Annotated in this window: 16 protein-coding genes, 1 tRNA gene and 1 other RNA gene; 9 read left to right on the top strand and 9 right to left on the bottom strand. The window is 64.9% G+C overall.

Annotation, left to right across the window (positions count from 1 at the left end; translation table 11 throughout):
- Positions 1-51: 51 nt before the first annotated feature.
- From aceA to RIF85_RS00080, 3 genes are all read left to right on the top strand, one after another.
- Positions 52-1,404 carry an isocitrate lyase gene (gene aceA / locus RIF85_RS00090; RefSeq protein ID WP_309069867.1) on the top strand — a complete coding sequence of 451 codons (1,353 nt, stop codon included), beginning with the start codon at positions 52-54 and terminating at the stop codon, positions 1,402-1,404.
- Positions 1,405-1,518: 114 nt separating this feature from the next.
- Positions 1,519-3,135, top strand: a complete 1,617-nt coding sequence (gene aceB / locus RIF85_RS00085; RefSeq protein WP_309069866.1) for a malate synthase A — start codon at positions 1,519-1,521, stop codon at positions 3,133-3,135.
- 142 nt (positions 3,136-3,277) lie between these two features.
- The gene (locus tag RIF85_RS00080) at positions 3,278-3,973 is read left to right on the top strand and encodes a DsbA family oxidoreductase (protein WP_309069954.1); all 696 of its coding nucleotides are present in this window, start codon (positions 3,278-3,280) and stop codon (positions 3,971-3,973) included.
- Between the two features lie 38 nt (positions 3,974-4,011).
- On the opposite strand, the gene RIF85_RS00075 is transcribed toward RIF85_RS00080, so the two are convergent.
- The 5 genes from RIF85_RS00075 to RIF85_RS00055 all read right to left on the bottom strand — a co-directional run bounded on the left by RIF85_RS00075 (position 4,012) and on the right by RIF85_RS00055 (position 8,600).
- Positions 4,012-4,686 carry a LytR C-terminal domain-containing protein gene (locus RIF85_RS00075; RefSeq protein ID WP_309069865.1) on the bottom strand — a complete coding sequence of 225 codons (675 nt, stop codon included), beginning with the start codon at positions 4,684-4,686 and terminating at the stop codon, positions 4,012-4,014.
- The gene (locus RIF85_RS00070; protein WP_167990481.1) at positions 4,679-4,978 is read right to left on the bottom strand and encodes a type II toxin-antitoxin system VapB family antitoxin; all 300 of its coding nucleotides are present in this window, start codon (positions 4,976-4,978) and stop codon (positions 4,679-4,681) included. Before RIF85_RS00070 ends, RIF85_RS00075 begins: the two co-directional genes overlap by 8 nt.
- Before the next feature lie 112 nt (positions 4,979-5,090).
- On the bottom strand, positions 5,091-6,590 hold the full coding sequence (locus RIF85_RS00065; RefSeq protein ID WP_309069864.1) for a multicopper oxidase domain-containing protein: 1,500 nt from the start codon (positions 6,588-6,590) through the stop codon (positions 5,091-5,093).
- The gene (locus RIF85_RS00060; protein ID WP_309069863.1) at positions 6,587-7,975 is read right to left on the bottom strand and encodes a multicopper oxidase domain-containing protein; all 1,389 of its coding nucleotides are present in this window, start codon (positions 7,973-7,975) and stop codon (positions 6,587-6,589) included. Before RIF85_RS00060 ends, RIF85_RS00065 begins: the two co-directional genes overlap by 4 nt.
- Positions 7,968-8,600: a hypothetical protein gene (locus tag RIF85_RS00055; RefSeq protein ID WP_309069862.1), complete on the bottom strand. Its 633-nt coding sequence runs from the start codon at positions 8,598-8,600 to the stop codon at positions 7,968-7,970. The genes RIF85_RS00060 and RIF85_RS00055 overlap by 8 nt, the downstream gene beginning before the upstream one ends.
- 170 nt (positions 8,601-8,770) lie before the next feature.
- Here RIF85_RS00055 and RIF85_RS00050 point away from each other — a divergent pair, with 170 nt between their 5' ends.
- A complete protein-coding gene (locus tag RIF85_RS00050) occupies positions 8,771-9,631 on the top strand; it encodes a hypothetical protein (protein ID WP_309069953.1) in 861 nt (286 codons plus the stop codon).
- On the opposite strand, the gene RIF85_RS00045 is transcribed toward RIF85_RS00050, so the two are convergent.
- Positions 9,628-10,086: a glutathione peroxidase gene (locus RIF85_RS00045; RefSeq protein ID WP_309069952.1), complete on the bottom strand. Its 459-nt coding sequence runs from the start codon at positions 10,084-10,086 to the stop codon at positions 9,628-9,630. The two genes, RIF85_RS00050 and RIF85_RS00045, sit on opposite strands and share 4 nt — an antisense overlap.
- A 136-nt stretch (positions 10,087-10,222) precedes the next feature.
- On the opposite strand from RIF85_RS00045, the gene RIF85_RS00040 reads away from it, so the two are divergent.
- Positions 10,223-11,149 (top strand): oxygenase MpaB family protein, encoded by a 927-nt coding sequence (locus RIF85_RS00040; RefSeq protein WP_309069861.1) that lies wholly within the window; start codon positions 10,223-10,225, stop codon positions 11,147-11,149.
- A gap of 40 nt (positions 11,150-11,189) precedes the next feature.
- On the opposite strand, the gene RIF85_RS00035 is transcribed toward RIF85_RS00040, so the two are convergent.
- The 3 genes from RIF85_RS00035 to RIF85_RS00025 all read right to left on the bottom strand — a co-directional run bounded on the left by RIF85_RS00035 (position 11,190) and on the right by RIF85_RS00025 (position 13,756).
- On the bottom strand, positions 11,190-12,374 hold the full coding sequence (locus tag RIF85_RS00035) for an acyl-CoA desaturase (RefSeq protein WP_309069860.1): 1,185 nt from the start codon (positions 12,372-12,374) through the stop codon (positions 11,190-11,192).
- Between the two features lie 22 nt (positions 12,375-12,396).
- Positions 12,397-13,458 carry a ferredoxin reductase gene (locus tag RIF85_RS00030; protein WP_309069859.1) on the bottom strand — a complete coding sequence of 354 codons (1,062 nt, stop codon included), beginning with the start codon at positions 13,456-13,458 and terminating at the stop codon, positions 12,397-12,399.
- Between the two features lie 213 nt (positions 13,459-13,671).
- Positions 13,672-13,756 (bottom strand) — tRNA-Ser (locus RIF85_RS00025).
- A 103-nt stretch (positions 13,757-13,859) separates the two neighbouring features.
- Here RIF85_RS00025 and ffs point away from each other — a divergent pair.
- From ffs to recR, 4 genes are all read left to right on the top strand, one after another.
- Positions 13,860-13,956: signal recognition particle sRNA small type (gene ffs, locus RIF85_RS00020), an RNA gene on the top strand.
- Positions 13,957-13,984: 28 nt separating this feature from the next.
- A complete protein-coding gene (gene gluQRS, locus RIF85_RS00015; RefSeq protein WP_309069858.1) occupies positions 13,985-14,905 on the top strand; it encodes a tRNA glutamyl-Q(34) synthetase GluQRS in 921 nt (306 codons plus the stop codon).
- 9 nt (positions 14,906-14,914) lie between these two features.
- Entirely contained in the window at positions 14,915-17,728 is a 2,814-nt protein-coding gene (locus RIF85_RS00010; RefSeq protein ID WP_309069857.1) for a DNA polymerase III subunit gamma and tau, read from the top strand.
- Between the two features lie 58 nt (positions 17,729-17,786).
- On the top strand, positions 17,787-18,309 hold a 523-nt coding region (recR, locus tag RIF85_RS00005), incomplete at its 3' end, for a recombination mediator RecR (protein WP_309069856.1).

Here is an 18,309-nt window from a genome sequence, read left to right as displayed (position 1 = left end):
CTTCACCAGCACAACCGCACAGGCATTACGCCTCCCGGAAGGACAGTTGCAATGACGCAGGAAGCCGCACACCCAGGTGACAACACCAACGCCTACACGGAAGCAGTCCGCGACCTCGAACTCGAGTGGGCAGCCGATCCGCGCTGGCAAGGAATCCAGCGCGACTACTCTGCTGCCGACGTCGTACGCCTTCGCGGCAGCGTGCAGGAGGAGCACACGCTCGCCCGCCGGGGAGCAGAAAAACTCTGGCAGCAGCTCACTGACCAGGCCCGGACCGGCGAGTACACCCATGCTCTGGGCGCACTGACCGGCAACCAGGCCGTACAGCAGGTGAAGGCCGGGCTGAGGGCTATCTATCTGTCCGGCTGGCAGGTGGCAGCGGACGCCAACCTGTCCGGCCAGACCTACCCGGACCAGTCCCTTTACCCGGCGAACTCGGTCCCGCAGGTGGTTCGGCGCATTAACAACGCGCTGCAGCGGGCGGACCAGATCGAGTGGGCTGAAGGCGTTTTGAGCGGTCGCGAGGAATTCACAGACTGGCTGGTGCCGATTGTGGCCGACGCCGAAGCCGGCTTCGGCGGGCCGCTGAACGCCTTCGAGCTGATGAAGTCCATGATCGCCGCAGGAGCATCCGGGGTGCATTGGGAAGACCAGCTGGCTTCGGAGAAGAAGTGCGGCCACCTCGGCGGTAAGGTCCTCATTCCCACCCAGCAGCATGTCCGCACGCTGAACGCGGCCAGGCTGGCGGCCGACGTCGCCGGCGTCCCTTCGGTGATTGTGGCCCGTACGGATGCCGAAGCGGCCACACTGATCACCTCGGACGTCGATGAGCGCGACCGCCCGTTCCTGATCCGGGCCGGATCGGAACCAGTACGGACTCCCGAGGGTTTCTACGAGGTCCGCAACGGCATTGAGCCGTGTATCGCCCGCGCTCATGCGTATGCTCCGTACGCGGACCTGATCTGGATGGAGACCGGCACGCCTGATCTGGAGCTGGCGCGGCGCTTCGCCGAAGCGGTCAAGGCCGAGTTCCCTGATCAGATGCTTGCGTACAACTGCTCCCCGTCGTTCAACTGGCGCAAGCACCTCGACGACGCCACCATCGCGACGTTCCAGCGCGAGCTCGGCGCCATGGGCTTCACCTTCCAGTTCATCACCCTCGCCGGGTTCCACGCCCTGAACTACTCGATGTTCGATCTGGCGCACGGTTATGCCACCGACGGCATGAGCGCCTATGTGGACCTCCAGCAACGCGAGTTCGACGCCGAAGAACGCGGCTACACGGCCACCAAGCATCAGCGGGAGGTCGGCACCGGCTACTTCGATCAGGTAGCCGGCGCCCTCAACCCGACCGGCAGCACCCTTGCCCTGGCCGGCTCCACCGAGACCCAGCAGTTCTCCTGAACCCTCCTCCCCCTCCCTTTCCCTTTGCATCGAGTGGGCGCTGAGGACCAGCCAGGCGCCCCGCTGCGGTCATTTCTGCCCACTCGATCTGGACATTCAGCCAGGAGCATCACCATGAACACCACCGGCATCACACTGACCGCCCCACCGATCCCCCGCCAGGATGAAATCCTTACCGCCGAAGCGCTGGACTTCCTCCGTGAACTGCATGACTTCGCAGAACCGCGCCGTCAGGAGCTGCTGCAGCGCCGCCGCGAAGCACGCAGCCGCATTGCCCAGGGCGAGGATCCCCGCTTCCTTCCCCACACCGCACACATCAGGAACGACGACGGCTGGAAGGTCGCGCCGCCGGCTCCCGGTCTGGAGGACCGGCGGGTGGAAATCACCGGCCCTGTGGACCGCAAGATGACTGTCAACGCCCTGAACTCCGGGGCGAACGTCTGGCTGGCGGATCTCGAGGATTCGTTGACTCCCACCTGGCCCAATGTCATCAACGGCCAGTTGAACCTCCACGACGCCCTGCGGCGCAGAATCGACTTCACCACCGAGGAGGGCAAGGAGTACCGGCTCGGAGAGACGCTCCCCACCGTCGTCGTGCGTCCTCGCGGGTGGCACCTGCCCGAGCAGCACATCCTGATTGAGGGCGAACCACTCTCCGGCGGCATCGCGGACTTCGGCCTGCATTTCTTCCACAACGCGCGGACGCTCATTGATCAGGGCCGGGGGCCGTACTTCTACCTCCCCAAGCTCGAAAACCACCTCGAAGCGCGGTTGTGGAACGACGTGTTCGTCCGCGCCCAGCAACTGCTCGGCATTCCCCGCGGGACCATCCGCGCCACCGTCCTGATTGAGACGATCACGGCGGCATTCGAGATGGACGAAATCCTCTACGAACTGCGCGAACACTCCTCGGGGTTGAACGCGGGCCGATGGGACTACATCTTCTCGATCATCAAGAACTTCAGGCTGCGCGGCCCCCGGTTTGTCCTGCCGGACCGCACCATGGTCACCATGACCGCGCCGTTCATGCGCGCCTACACCGAGCAGTTGGTACGCACCTGTCACCGACGGGGTGCGCATGCGATCGGAGGCATGTCGGCATTTATACCGAGCCGTCGCGATGAGGCGGTCAACGCCGTCGCGCTCGAGAAGGTCCACACGGACAAGGTGCGTGAGGCCGGCGACGGTTTCGACGGCTCATGGGTAGCCCATCCGGACCTGGTTCCGGTTGCCCGCGCTGTCTTTGACGTCGTGCTCGGCGAGTTGCCCCACCAGCTCGACCGGCAACGCACCGACGTCGTGCCCGATGACCGCGCACTGATCGACCTCACCGGCACCCAGGGGCTCATTACGGAAGCGGGTATCCGCACCAATCTGGAGGTCGGAGTCCGCTACCTCGAGGCCTGGCTGCGCGGGAACGGTGCTGTGACGCTGAAGAACCTGATGGAGGATGCCGCCACCGCGGAAATCTCCCGATCGCAGATCTGGCAGTGGGTACATGCCCAGGCCGTGACCGACACCGGTGAAATCGTCACCCTGGAGTGGGTTTCGCAGCTGCTGGAGGAGGAGTTCGAGCGGCTCCCACGCTTCGATGATGACCGGTTCGACGACGCCCGCCGGCTGTTCGAGAAGGTGGCTCTCGGTGACGACTTCCCTGAGTTCCTCACCCTGCCCGCCTACACCCGGCACCTCTGCGCGAGGCAGGCTCCGGCACCGGCCCTGCAGCGGTAATCTTCACGTTCCCTTGGCAGGACGGGCCCCCAAGAGGGTGCAAACGGGGAGTGTTCTGCCGACTCGGAGCGGGCTGGGACACGTGAGGCAAATGACGGCGGTGAGCGGGAATGCGCACCGCCGTCGTTCCGTTGCCCACGGTATGCATATTGAAATCTGGTCCGATGTGAAATGCCCCTGGTGCTTTGTGGGCAAGCGCCGCTTCGAGAAGGCCCTGGCCGATTTCCCGCACCGGGACAGCGTCGACGTGACGTGGAAGAGCTTTCAGTTGGACCCCAGTCTCCCCGAGCACTATGAGGGCACCGAGCAGCAGTACCTGTCCGAGCGCAAGGGCATCGCACCCGAGCAGGTCCGTCAGATGTGGAACCAGCTCACCTCATCAGCGGCCGACGTCGGCGTGAACTTTGATTTCGACGCCGTCGTGGTCGGCAACAGCTTCACTGCGCACCGGTTCCTGCACCTCGCCAAGTCGCTCGGGAAGGGCAACGACGCCAAGGAAGTGATTCTTTCGGCGCACTTCGAGCAGGGGCTCGACACCTCGGACGTGGAAGTCCTCGTGATGCTCGGCAAGGAATTGGGGATCGATGAGCAGTCGGTGCGCGAAACCATCGCCGGCGACGGATTCGCGGAGGACGTGCGGCACGAGATCAACGAGGCTCGGACACTGGGCATCAGCGGCGTCCCATTCTTCGTGATCGACCGGAAGTACGGCATCTCCGGAGCGCAACCCGCCGAACTATTCCGACAGGCGCTGGATCAGGCCTGGCAGGAAAGCCACCCGCTGATCCCCATGTCGGCAACCCCCGACGGCGAGGCCTGCGGACCGGACGGCTGTTAGCCGGCCCGTCGCCGTCGTCGTTCTTTTGCCTGCGTTCGTCAGGGAGCGGACGGCGACGGCGTGGCGCTGGCCGTTGAGGCGAGCTCACACGTGAGCCCACCCGGTTCCGCGTTTACTTCCTCCGCCGGCACCAGCGATTCGAACTCAGAGCCAAGGACGACGTCGACCGTAGCGTCGGGGCGTTCGTCCTCGACGTAGACCGTCTCGGGGATGATGCGCTGCAGGGTAAATGCCTGTGCGTGCCCGTCCGGCCCGGACACGATGATGGCGGTCATGTTGGTCTGGGCGACCGAGCGGTTTCCGATGGTGCCCAGGACAAATCCGCGTTCCTCCAGTGCCGCCGATGCATTACCGGCGAGCCCGGCGATGCTGGTGCTGTTGAGGATGTTCACAGTCACCGTCGCCGGATCGACGAGGTCGAACGGCCCGAGGGGGCAGGCGCTGACGGGGGTGGGCGTTGCCTCCGGCACCGGGAGCTTGATGTCTCCCCGCGCCAGGGCGAGCGCGAAGAACACTGCTGCGGCCAGTAGCGCTACGAGCAACACCAGAACGATGCCGTGGCGCAGCCTGCGCATGTAGATGTGCGGGCGCTCTACGTTGCCGTCGTCTGCGAAAACCGTTTCGAGGTCGTTTTCAGTAACAATGCGGTGTCCGTGCCACTCGATCGGGTTCCTCTTGGACCGGACGGGCTTCCGCTTGGGCGTTCTAGCCATCGATAACCAGAACGCGGGCGTGCAGGATGGTTCGCTGGTGCAGCGCGGTGCGAACCGCGCGGTGCAGGCCATCCTCAAGGTAGAGCGTGTCGTTCCACTGCACCACGTGCGGGAACAGATCGCCGAAGAATGTGGAGTCTTCCGCCAGCAGCGCCTCAAGGTCGAGGGTGGTCTTGGTTGTGACGAGCTCGTCCAGCCGAACCTGGCGTGGGGCCACGTTTGCCCAGTCCTTGGGCGTCACGTGTCCATGGTCGGGGTAGGGGCGTCCATCGCTCACTGCTTTGAAGATCACCAATACAGCCTAGGCAAGATATCGCCGCAAGGGAATGTGACGGCACGGCGGCGCGGCCGTCGTCGCCAAATGGTTATAGCTTCAAGCGCTCGGCTGGAGGAACCGTTCCCGATCAGGCCGCATCGATCGGCACACTTCGTTTTGCGATCACGGCGCCGGTGATCCAGTCTTCCCACTGGACGTTCAGGTAGTACCTGCCGGGTGCGGGCGGTAGAAGGAGCATGTCATAGCGTTCAGCTGCCCCGTAGGCGAGCCTGCTTGTAGTCAGCGGGTACTCTGCGTCCCTGCAGGGTGGAGCCGGCGCGTTGGGCACCGAGGTGTCCCGGAAGGGGCGTCCGTCATGCGAGATGATTTCGGCAATCGGCACCTCCGCTCCTCCGGCGTCGGTAAACGTCACCAGATTGGGCAGATAGTTCGCGTTCACCGTCCGCAACAAAGTCGGCTTCTTGGGACCGCCCACCACGTTGGCGCGAAGCCTGGACAGACTCCAGACGATCTCCTTGCCTGCGGGGCGCCGGGCCAGTTCACCACCCAGGAGGTAGAAGTGGCGCGGCTCGAACCGGTTGAGGCCTGCGTCCTCGCCTGAGAGCCCGTCAGCATGGTTCATTTCATGCCAGCGCGGGTCCAGGCAGTAGGGAGCGAACAGCGCTTCTGTATCAATGTCGTACTCCGGTCCGTCCACAAACGCCCGGCGGGCGCCGGGACTGACGGGGTAATCCGGGTGGACCACGGGGTCGATGACCAGCGGGCCGAACATGCCCATCTGGACGTGCAGCGGCGTGTTGACGTGGCAGTGGTAGAAGTACGTCCCCGCGGCGCCATAGTTGGGGTCACCGGGACGGCCTGCTTCCGGCTGCATCTGGTAGGTGTATTGCCCGTCGACCTCGAAGGAGGTGTGGCCCACGCCGTCGTTCCGGGGGTCGGGTTCCATGCCATGCCAGTGGATGGTGTGGGGGCCCTTGCTCGGATGGACGGTGGCGTGGAAGATCTTCCCCTCCTGAACCCTGAGCGTAGGCCCGGGGAACCCGCGCTCGAACCGGTCATCCTCGAAACTCCACATCTCGAATTCGGCGCCGTCGTCCAGGACGAGGTCGCGGCTGTGAAAATCGAAGTCAACAGAGACGGCAGCCGTCTGGAGGAACTCCGTCACCGGGTTGGAGACCTCCAGCTGGTCGGAGCTGAAGTCCACCTGGCTCTGGAACCGGTGGTGCAGTTGGGGTTCCGGTACGACGACGGGGTCAGGCGCCTCCGTCGGTACAGCGGTCGCCGAGGGAGTCGCGGAAGCGCTGGCAGTCGCGGTTTCGGTCGCTGTAGCGGTCGCAGTAGCGCTCGCGGTCTCGGTCGCCGTAGCGGTCGCCGTAGAGGTTGCGGTCGCTGTTGCGGACGCGGTCGGCTTCGCTGAAGCAGATGCCGAAGGCTTGGCGCTCGCGCTCGGCTTCACGGAGGGCTTCACCGTCGCTGTCGGCTTGGGCGATGCTGTCGGTTTACGCGTCCGCTTGGCTTTGCGCGCCTCCTCCTGACGCCGTCGTTCTTCCTCCCGACGACGGCGCTCGGCCAGCTTCTGCAGTTTCTCGGTCGTGCGAACCGAGCGCTTACGGCTGAAGATACTCACTGATTGCCTCCTGGGTTGGGACCCTTCAGGGTCCAGTGGGCAACTAGACCGCCCGGATACATTCCGCCCGCAGCAGTCTGGGACGGTTCGGCGTGACAGTGCATGGGGTAGACCCAGTCACCGGTACGCGCGAACCACACGGGATCAATGGCGTCCGGCGGCCGCTTGATGGGGATAATGATGTCTTTGCGGTCCATGGGTTCGAGTTCGACGACGTCCTCCCACTGCTGCAGGACCACGTGACCGTCTGCATCAACGAAGCCCTCGTGCCGCGGCCAGTCCACGCCGTTTCGGCGGACCACCCAGACGTGGTTGCCGTGGAAGTGCATCTGGTGGAAGACGATTCCGGGATTGACCAGCCGCACCAGTTGTCCGCCTCTGAGCGTGCCCGCTTCCGTGCCCTCTCCGAACTGACGGACGTCCAGCTGTCGGGGATATCCGGAGATCAGGGTTTCCTCCTCGGTGGCAAGGTTGACGGCCTCGTCGAACGTGATCCCGAGGGACTCGAATCCGCTGCGCCCGTTGAGGGTGAAATACCGCGGTACGGCCCTGGTCTGTGCGGCATTCACGGTCTGGCCCGCGGCCTCCATGGACGCCCAGCGGGGTTCCACCGCGTGGGAAATCCACAGCCACTGACGCTCAAAGGTTGCGCGGTCCGCCGCGATGTCCCACTGGTGCTCCGGGTCCATCACTACAAGCACCCCAAAGAGTCCGAGCACGCGTTCGACCGGCGCATTCGTAGGATCAGCGAAGATGTACGTACCCGGGGGCGGACAGGGGAATTCGATCATGGCCACTGCATCGGGGCCGATAGCGCCGGTGGTGTAGTCCGCACCACCGGGTGCCGCTCCAAAGACCGTCAGGGTGTGCGGCTTGTTCAGCCGGTTCTGCACCCGCATCCGAACCGTGCTTCCCAACTCCGCGATGATGGTGCGTTGGGGGAAGTAACTCGCCCAGTAGTTCCGCCGGATGAAGTACTGCCCGGGGTTGGCCGGGTCCGGACCCACCGGAGTCGGGGTGCCACGCGGCGGGAGCGGCCTCTCCAACGGGTAGGTACGGCTGGGGATCACATCGCCCCCCACCGTGATGATCGTCGGGTCCATGGTGAGGCTGGGACTCGCGTCGTCAATGTCCGTGGGCCGGCTGCCGAATCCGCGATGGTAGACGAGGGTGTCGTCGACCATCTTGAGATAGCCATCGTTGATGTAGACGTCCAGGACGCCGGGGATCGGCGCTAGGGCCAGCGGGACGGGTGTGCGGGCAACTCGGTGCCTGGGCGCGGCAGGCTGAACCAGCGGCAGCGCTGCAAAGCCCAGTCCGGCCGCTGCTCCGAGCTTGAGGAGGTCCGCCCGGGCAAGTATGTCAGGAGGCAACTGCTCAGCCATGATGATCCTCCAGGGAGCCTGGTCGAAGGGAAATACGGGGAAGGGCCAGCACCAGCGGCGCCGGACCGCCCCAGGGATCCGTGAACTGGGCTGCGAGACCCGCGGCGCCGGTTGGAACCAGGAAGCTGATCCACAGGCTGCGTTGGGAACCGGGAGTCAGCAGGATCTTGGATACGTCGGCGGCCCGGTTAGTGACCGTCGTCGTCTTTGTCACCACGAGGCGCAGCTGCCCGGGAGCGAACAAGACGTTCCGCTCGGAGGTGTTGCGCACGTCCAGCTCGACGGCGAGATGTTCGCCCCAGGTGTGATTGAACGGTTGGGACCCCGCGCCGGGCGGAGCGGCTCCGCTCGAGGAGTGGCCACCGGCTGCGTGCCCTCCGACCCCGCCTACCAGCCGTGCCTGCCGCTCAGCCGCTGCAATCCGGACGGACCCGAACGACGTCGGAACCTCCTCGGTGCCACCGGCGGCGGAGACTATCCCCCAGCCCGCAGCGGTGCCCAGAGCACCGGTGCCTATCAGAATGCCAAAAACTCTCCGCGTAAGTCCGGTGGGATAGTCGGCTGCCTCCCCAGGCATCAGGTCAGCCGCACCCTGCTCGGCCAGCGCGATTTTTTCAATCGCCATTACTCGCCCTTAATACGTGCATGGATGCTGCAGGCTTCAATCTTCCGACCAGGACCTTGGAGAAACCCTGCTCGAGCAGTTCCGGCGATTTCGCCGTCATGGATTTCGCTGCCTTCCCCGGTTCCGCGGATACTGGGGCAGTGACTTCTTCGGTGCCTCCTTCCGCGTCCATGCCCACGCCTATGGGCCTGCTGCTCGACGTCGACGGGCCGGTTGCGAGCCCCGTCTCGCGCAGCGTCCGGTTCGAGATCATCGACGCCCTCATCCGCCTCGCGGCAGCCGGCTGGCCGGTCATCTTCAACACGGGCCGGTCTGATGACTTCATCCGCGAAGAGGTCATGAAGCCGATGCTGGCTGCGGGCATCCCGGAGGGCGTCAGGTTCCACGCCATCTGTGAGAAGGGCGCCACCTGGTTCAGTTTCGACTCCGACGGCCCCACGCCCGTCCAGGTCGACCAGACTCTGGCCCTGCCCCAGGAGTTCGGGAACGAGGTGCGGACGCTGGTGGAGCAGAAGTTCGCTGACCACATGTTCTTTGACGAGACCAAGCGCGCCATGGTGTCAATCGAGCAGCGCCTCGATGTGGAGAACGAGGACTACCTCGACCGTCAGGGACCGTTCGACGCCGCGGTCCTTGAGATCATGCAGCACTTCGACATGGGCGTGTGCCGCCTGGCGCACCACCTTCCGGACAGCGACGACAGCGTCGACTACCGGGTGGACCCCACCATCATTTCCACGGACATTGAATCGGTGCGCGTCGGCAAGGACCTCGGCGCGGAGCGCGCCCTCACCCTGATCGACGGCGCTGTTCCGCATGTCTGGCGCACCGTGGGCGATTCACGCACCGACTACGCCATGGCGGACTACCTGCACGAGCACGGCTACAGCGTCGCCCATGTGGACGTCCGGCCCGCCGACGGCATTCCGGAGAAGCCCTACCCCGTCCTCACCGAGGGTGACCTCATCCACGACGACGCGGGCGCCGCTTTCCTGCTGCGCTGCGCCGAGGCTGCCGTTTCCGCCGTCTAGCCGTTCAGAGTCTTCTCGATCGCAGACACAACTTCGTCGGAGTCAGGCTCGACAGTGGGGGCAAACCGCGCAACCACGGTACCGGCGTCGTTCACCAGGAACTTCTCGAAGTTCCACTTCACCAGGCCCGGAAGCACTCCGTTCCTGAACTTGGTGAGCTCGGCATAGAGCGGGTGCTGGTCCCGGCCGCGGACATCGGTCTTCCGGGTCAGTGGGAACGTGACGTCGAAGGTGCTGGAGCAGAATGCCTGGATGTCCTCGTCGGTTCCGGGTTCCTGCCCCATGAACTGATTGCTGGGCACGCCCAACACCACGAAGCCGCGGTCCGCATACCTCCGGTAGAGCTCCTCAAGCGCCGCGTACTGGGGTGTGAAACCACATTGCGAGGCGACGTTCACCACCAGGACGGTCTTGCCCTGAAAGTCGCCGAAGGTCCGCTCGGTGCCGTCGATCATGGTCAGTGGGATGTCATGAAGTTTCTGCGCGGACACTCGTGCTCCTTGGCTGTCGTTGTCTTTGGTACTCGATTGCAGTTCGTCGACCGCCCCTCATCCGGATGGGACGTTCAGGAGGAACCTGCATACTGGAGCGATGGCGTCACCCCTCTCCCGCCTGCGGGTTGAACTCAAGAACACCTTCACCGGCACCGGTGCCGAACCGCCCGCCTGGACAGAGGAACTCGCGGAAGGGAACGACGCCGGCTACTTCGATCCCGGTTCCGCCGTCTGGTCGGTTCACAGCTCCATGACTCCGACGGTGGGCGGCATCCGTGCACTCCTGCTTCAGGCGCTGCATCCGGGTGCCATGGCGGGGGTGTATGCCCATTCCGACTTCCGCGAGGACCCGCTGGGCAGGCTCGCGAACACCATCCGCTGGATCTTCACCGTCACGTACGGGTCCACCGACGCCGCGCAGAGCGCTTCAAACTGGGTACGCCGCCTGCACGAGAAGGTGACCGGCACGTACGTGGACGCCGCCGGCGTCGAGCGTTCCTATGCCGCCAACGACCCTCATCTGCTGCGGTGGGTGCATCTGGCGTTCACTGACGCGTTCCTCAGCGCGCACCGGGAGTACGGGCTGAAGTTTCCCGGCGGACCGGACGAGTACGTGAAGGAGTGGGCGATCGCGGGAGAACTGATGGGCGTCACTGACCCGCCGCGCAGCGTCGCTGAACTGCGTGATCAGCTCTCCGCATACGACGGCGAGCTCGCTTCCAGCCACCAGGTCCAGGACGCGCTGGCCTACATCAAGCGACCCCCGCTTCCGCGGTCCCAGCGTCTGGGCTACCGGATCCTTTTTGCCGGGGCGGTGGCCACGCTCACCCCTCGGCACCGGGAACTGCTCGGCCTGTCGTTGCCGCACATCGGGCCCTTACCGTTGCCGGTCAAGCCGGCTGTCCTGCTGGTGCTGGGAGCCATCAAGCTCGGTCTGGGCAGGCAGGGACCGAGTGAGGCAGCAGCGCTTCGGCGGATCCGGCGGGTGCAGGGGCAGCACCCGCCGGACCCGGCGACTAGCTGATCGCCGGGCTAGCTGATCGCCGGGCCAGCTGGCGACCAGACTAGCTGGCCGGTGCCTTACGGTCCGGCAGTGCCAGCCGGAAGACCTTCGCCCACGCGGACCCGACCTGCTTGAGCAGGGGCCCGGTGGTGTACGGCAGTCCATAGCGCTTGCAGATGTCGCGGACCTTCGGGGCGATCTCGTGGTACCTGTTCGACGGGAGGTCAGGGAACAGGTGGTGCTCGATCTGGTGGGAGAGGTTTCCGGTCATCAGGTGCATGAACTTCGAGCCGGAGATGTTCGCCGAGCCGATCATCTGCCGCACATACCAGTCACCACGGGTTTCGCCGTCGACCATTTCCTCGGTGAAGGTGTCAGTGCCGGCTGGGAAGTGACCGCAGAAGATCACTGCGTGGGCCCAGACATTACGGACTGCGTTCGCGGTCAGGGTTCCCGTCAAGGCCTGCCTGCCCGAACCGGTGAGCATTGCGACGACGGGCGTAGCGACGTAATCCTTGCCGAACTGCTTGGCGGCCTTGCGCCCAAGTGCCTGCAGGTCCCGACGAAGGGCCTCTTTTGATTTTGTGCCGTCCTTGTATTCCGGCAACTCAAGATCGTAGAGCGCGATGCCCCACTCGAAGAGCGGCGCGAGCACGGCGTTGTACACCGGGTTGCCCAGGTTGAAGGGCCGCCAGGGCTGGTCGTCGTCCATGCGCAGGAGGTTGTAGCCGACGTCGCGGTCCTTGCCCACCACGTTGGTCCAGCGGTGGTGCAGGTCGTTATGGGTATGCTGCCAGGACCGTGTGGGCGTGACAAAGTCCCAGTCCCAGGTTGTGGAGTGGATGTCCGGATCCCGCATCCAGTCCCACTGGCCGTGCAGGATGTTGTGACCGAGCTCCATATTCTCCAGGATCTTGGCGAAGCTCAGCATGGTGGTGCCTGCCACCCACGCTGCCTTGTTCCGTCCGACAAGCAATGCTGCACGTCCACCGAACTCGAGGATGCGCTGAGCCTTGATGACGCGGCGGATGTAGGCGGCATCAGGCTTCCCCCGTCGGCCGAGCACCTCATCGCGGATGGCGTCGAGTTCACGGGCCAGTTCGGCAACCTGCTCATCGGAAAGATGCGCAGCTGCCGGCGGGCGGACAAGCGGATGCCCGGTCTCGGCGAGCGCTCCCGGCCGTCGTCGGGTTGCGGGTCTTTCAACCGCAGTGTCCTCTGACACCTGATCTACAAGGTTCGTCATATTCTCACTCCTTCGATCCGAGTTATATGTCGAGGTTTACGGGTCCGGCTGCTGCCGAAACGCACGTCTGAATCAATTGCCCGGGTTCTCCATGTACTTCGTTGGTGCGAAGGTCCCGGACTTGTCCTGCCCGAAGCGGGATGAGGCAGCTGTGGCAGATTCCCATGCGGCAGCCGCTGGGCATGAGGAGGCCTTCGTCTTCCCCGACCTCGAGCAGCGGGGTGTTGCCGTCCGCCTCAACCTCCCGGTCGGAGGCTTCGAAGGTGACCAGTCCGCCGTCGTTCCCGGTGCCTTCCGCCAAAGCGGTGCTGAAGCGTTCGATGGTGAGGCTCCCGGCCGGCAGTTTCGCCTGGCGCTCCCACAGCGACTCTGCGTTTTCCAGGAATTTCTCCGGTCCGCACGCGTAGGCCGCGCGCTCACGCCAATCGGAACACAACCGGTCAAGGACGGCGGGAGTGTTGAAATCGATGCGGCCATGCTCACCGGTGAACCAGAGCTTCACCTTGAACTGTCGGAACTGGTCGGCGAGCTCGCGGAGCTCCTCGACGAAGAGGCTTGTCTTGGGCGTGCGAGCGGAATGGATCAACACAACATCCGCGTCCGGCCGGCGGGGAACAAGCGTGCGGATCATGGACATCACCGGGGTGATGCCGCTCCCCGCTGTCAGCATCAGAAGCGGCCGCGGCCGATCAGGGAGTACGAAGGTGCCCTGAGGCGGGGCAAGGAAAAGAATGTCACCGGGTTTGGTCTCACGGACAAGGACGCCGGACACGGCACCCATGTCGGTAACGGTGATGGCGGGATCCTGACCGGCAGCTGTGCTCAGGGAATACGAGCGCCAGTGGCGGACTCCGTCCAGTTCCACGCCGATGCGCGCCCACTGCCCTGCGCGGTGTGCTTTCCAGCCCCTGCCGGGGTGGAAGTAGATCGTCACGGAGTCTGCGGTCTCCGGCACCACTTTCGTGACGATGCCGCGCAGTTGGCGTGACGAAAACACCGGGTTGAATAGCGACAGAAAATCTTCCGGCGCGAGCGGTGTGGTCAGTGCCGAGAACGCGTGTCTCAGCTTCGGTAGCCGGGTCATGCCTGCAGGTCCAATCGCAACTCCTTACAGGATGGGCACATGGCTGAAGGTATCAGGCCACACAGCCGATGCTGTATTCAGTGTGAACTCCATACTTATGCTTCGGAAGACTCATTGCACAATACACTTTACTCAGCATGCTTACGATCACTTCAAAGTCCAGTGAAATGCAGAACACCCCAGCTGTAAAGCCGGGGTGTTCTGTGTGAAGCGCGGAGGATGGGGGATTTGAACCCCCGAGGGCGTTAACCCAACACGCGTTCCAGGCGTGCGCCATAGGCCGCTAGGCGAATCCTCCTTGTTTGGAGCAGGTTCCAGAATACCCGCACATGCCTGATGTGCCGAATCGGGTGCTCTCCGGCGACCGGCGAAGCCCCTGCTCCGATTCCTGTAGACTATTTCGCGGCCCCTCATGTGGTGTCATCCTGTTGAACTCCCCCAGGACCGGAAGGTAGCAAGGGTAGGCGGGCTCTGGCAGGTGCATGAGGGGTCTTTACGTTCCCTGCCAGCCGCGTTTGGAGGATCCGTGAACGCAGGTCGCTTCGCGCCGAGCCCCACCGGTGAACTTCACGTGGGCAACCTCCGCACTGCGATCCTGGCCTGGCTCTTCGCCCGGTCCACCGGCCGCCGTTTCCTGGTGCGCGTCGAGGATCTCGACCGGGTCCGTGCCGGCGCTGAAGCGGTGCAGCTAGCCGAGCTGAGCGCCGTCGGGCTCTCCTGGGACGGTGACATCACCCGCCAGAGCGAACGCCAAAACCTCTACAACGACGCCGTTGCCCGCCTGCTGCGCGACGGGCGCCTCTTCGAGTGCTTCTGTACCCGGCGAGACATCGCGGAGGCGGCTTCGGCGCCGCATGTCCTTCCCGGCCACTACCCCGGCACCTGCCGGGACCTGTCCCAGTTCGAGCGCGAAGCCGCGCGGCGCGTCCGGCCGGCCGCGCTCCGGCTCCGCACCGACGTCGACCGTTATGGAATTCGCGACGTCCTGCACGGTCCCTACACCGGGCTGGTTGATGACTTCGTAGTGGTGCGCAATGACGGGGTGCCCGCCTACAACCTCGCCGTCGTCGTCGATGATGCGGAACAGGGCATCGACCAGGTGGTACGCGGCGATGACCTGCTGAGTTCCGCACCGCGGCAGGCCTATCTCGGGTCCCTGCTGGGGCTTCCCGTTGTTGAGTATGCTCACGTGCCCTTGGCGCTGAACCCGGAAGGTCGACGGTTGGCCAAGCGTGACGGCGCAGTCACCCTCGAAGCCTTGGGCGCCAAGGGTTGGGATGCAGCCGAAATCCGGGCGCTTATCCTGCGTTCACTCGGTCTTCCGGATAGCTCAGTGGAGGCTGCGCTGGGGGCATTCGATCCTCGCCTGCTGCCCCGCGAGCCGTGGATTGTCGACCCCTCCCACCTCTCCTCCACCGATGCCGCTCCTGTCCCACCCAACCGATAGAGTTCTTCTGTGAGTACAGCCCTTTACCGCCGGTACCGTCCGGAGACGTTCTCCGACGTGATCGGCCAGGAGCACGTCACCGAGCCTTTGATGACGGCCATCTCCAAAAACAGGGTGAATCACGCCTATCTTTTCTCCGGTCCACGCGGCTGCGGCAAGACCACCTCGGCCCGCATCCTGGCCCGCTGCCTCAACTGTGCGCAGGGCCCCACACCGGTTCCCTGCGGCACCTGCGACAGCTGTGTTGAGCTGGCCCGGAACGGCTCCGGCAGCCTGGATGTCATCGAGATCGACGCAGCATCCCACGGTGGCGTCGATGACGCCCGTGATCTCCGTGAGCGCGCCACCTTCGCTCCGGTCCGTGACCGCTACAAGATCTTCATCATCGATGAGGCCCACATGGTCACCAGCGCCGGCTTCAACGCGCTGCTGAAGATCGTCGAAGAACCCCCGGAACACATCAAGTTCATCTTCGCGACCACGGAGCCGGACAAGGTGATCGGAACCATCCGGTCGCGCACGCACCACTACCCGTTCCGGCTGGTTCCCCCAGAACCCCTGATGGCTTACCTTGAGCTGCTGTGCAACCAGGAGAACATCCCGGTGGCGCCCGGCGTTCTGTCCCTGGTGGTGCGTGCAGGCGGCGGGTCGGTGCGCGACTCCCTGTCGGTGCTGGACCAGCTGATGGCCGGTGCCGGAACCTCCGGCCTTGACTACGAACTCGCGGTGTCGCTGCTGGGCTACACGCATGCCTCGCTGCTCGACGACGTGGTCGATGCCATTGCCGCCGATGATTCCGCTACCGTTTTCGGTGCTGTTGACCGGGTCATCCAGACGGGCCATGATCCGCGGCGGTTCGTCGAGGACCTTCTCGAGCGGTTCCGCGACCTGATCATTGTCAACGCAGTTCCTGATGCGGCGGCGTCCATCCTGCGCGGTACACCTGACGATCAGCTGAACCGCATGCGGACCCAGGCTCAACAACTGGGACGCGCGGAGCTCTCGCGCGCCGCTGACATCACCAATACTGCGCTCACCGAGATGACCGGCGCCACCTCTCCGCGATTGCACCTCGAGCTGCTCTGCGCTCGCATCCTGCTGCCCGCTGCGGACCAGTCGGAGCAGGGCACCCTGGCCAGGGTCGACCGCATCGAACGCCGCCTAAGCTACGCCGATGGCCTACCTGAGGCCGGTACCGGGGCTCCCCCAGCTACTGCCGAGCGCACCGCACAGCCCTCCGCTCCGGCCGCTGCCGCACAGGTGCCTGCGTCGGCACAGGCACAAGTACCTGCGTCGGCACAGCGTCAAACACAGGCTGCTGCCCCTGCATCTGCAACCCCTGCAGCGGCCGCCCAGGAAATGCAGCCGTCGGGCCCGCAGGTTCCTGCCGACTCAAAACCACAGCAGGCTCCGGCTCCGGCCGAGAAACTCGAGCGCGCCACGGAGCCTGCGCAGGAACCCGGTGCTGCCGACTGGGGCGGCGGATGGGGCATGCCTCCCGAACCTTCGGATCCGTGGGACCAGCAGAGCACCGAACCCCGTTCAGCCGCAGCGCCAGGCGCCCAGCAGCCCAAGGCTGAGCAGCCTCAGTCCGAGCAGCCCCAGTCGGAGCAGCCCCCGATGGAGCGTCGTCCGGTTGAGCAGCCCCAGTCGGAGCATCGTCCGGTTGAGCATCGTCCGGTTGAGCAGCGTCCGGCCGCCCCCGCCGAGCAGCGTTCGGCCGCCTCCGCCGCGCAGCGTCCGTCGGGTCAATCCGCTCCGGCCCAGGGTTCGGGTCAGATAGAGATGATTCGCAGGGCCTGGCCGGAGATCATGGACGAGCTCGCCCGGATCAAGCGCAGCACGTGGTTGAACGTCAACACCGATGCAAAGCCGCGCTCCTTCAGCGACAATCAGCTCACCCTGGCGTTTGCGTCACAGGGCAATGCGCTCGGGTTCCAACGCGGTCAGCACAGCGACAACCTGAAGCAGGCCATCAACAAGGTGCTTGGGTTGAACTGCAGCATCGAAGCCATCCATGACGGCGCCGCGGCAGCGGGTGAACCCGACCCAAAAGCACTTACTAGCCGGAATCAGCCGGCAGAGGCGCAGGGGCAACCCGGCGCCAACAGCCCTGCATCGAGCGGCGCCGGCACACCTTCCCCGGGCGAAGACTCCTGGGGGCTGCCAGCGGCCACAACCGGAGCCCGCCCTGGCTGGGGAGAATCTGCCCGGCCGGCTGCGCCCGCCACAATCCAGCAGAACCAGACGCAGCAGGCGCCCGCGGGCATCGAACCAACCGGTAACGCGCGCACGGAGCAGGCACCCGTGCGGAAGGCAGACGCATCGCAGATGCCCCCGGAGCAGACCCTCCGGCACGTTTCCGCGCAGCAGGTAACCGCGTATGCCCTCGCGCAACAAGCGCCCCTCCAGCCGGCGCCTGCCCAGCAACCACCCACTCCGCCGGCACCCGTCCACACAGCAGCTGCACAGCCCGCACCCCCCGAGCCCCCTGCCGGACGGCGCAACCCCAATGACGTCCCTTCCTTCACGCCGGCAGAACCGCCCCGCGACCCTGATGACCCCGGTCCTCAGGAACCTTCGTTCGATGAGGAACCGCCGTCCCGCCCCAGCCGCTACCAACAGCTGCTCGATGAAGCCGCTCGGGCGGAGGCAGCCAAACCCAAGCCGCAGCCTGTAACGGGCGCCGTAGACTTGAAGTACGTCGAGGACATACCCAGCGCAGATGATGAAACCATCGAGGAATCCGGACTGGTCGGCCGGCAGGCCATCGAACGTATCCTCAACGGACGGCTTATCGAGGAACGCAGCCTCGACCAGTAACCAGGCCATCCGGTCCCGGCCGGGCCGTCGAGTCACCACCTACAGCTAAGGCAAATCCGTGTACGAAGGCGCAGTTCAGGAGCTCATCGACGAGCTGGGACGTCTACCTGGCGTGGGCCCCAAATCGGCACAGCGCATCGCGTTCCACATTCTTGAGGCAGACGGCGAGGACATGAAGCGACTCGTCAACGCCATCGTTACCGTCAAGGAGCGGGTGAAGTTCTGCACCATCTGCGGGAACGTCGCCGAGCAGGAGACCTGCGGCATCTGTCGCGACCCACGTCGTGATCCGTCCGCGATCTGTGTGGTCGAAGAGTCCAAGGACGTCATCGCCGTCGAACGGACGCGGTCCTTCCGAGGCAAGTATCACGTGCTCGGCGGCTCAATCAATCCAATCGCGGGGATCGGTCCCGATCAACTGCGTATCCGGGAATTGTTGAGCCGGCTCTCTGATGACCAGGTTCAGGAAATCATCATCGCCACCGATCCGAACCTCGAGGGCGAAGCCACGGCCACCTACCTCGTGCGGATGCTGAAGACCATCGGCATCAAGGTCACGCGCCTCGCTTCCGGACTGCCGG

The organism is Arthrobacter sp., assembly GCF_031179385.1.
Lineage (GTDB): Bacteria > Actinomycetota > Actinomycetes > Actinomycetales > Micrococcaceae > Arthrobacter_D.
Note: the sequence above shows the minus strand (reverse complement) of the source record. Positions and strands in the feature narration are given on the sequence as shown.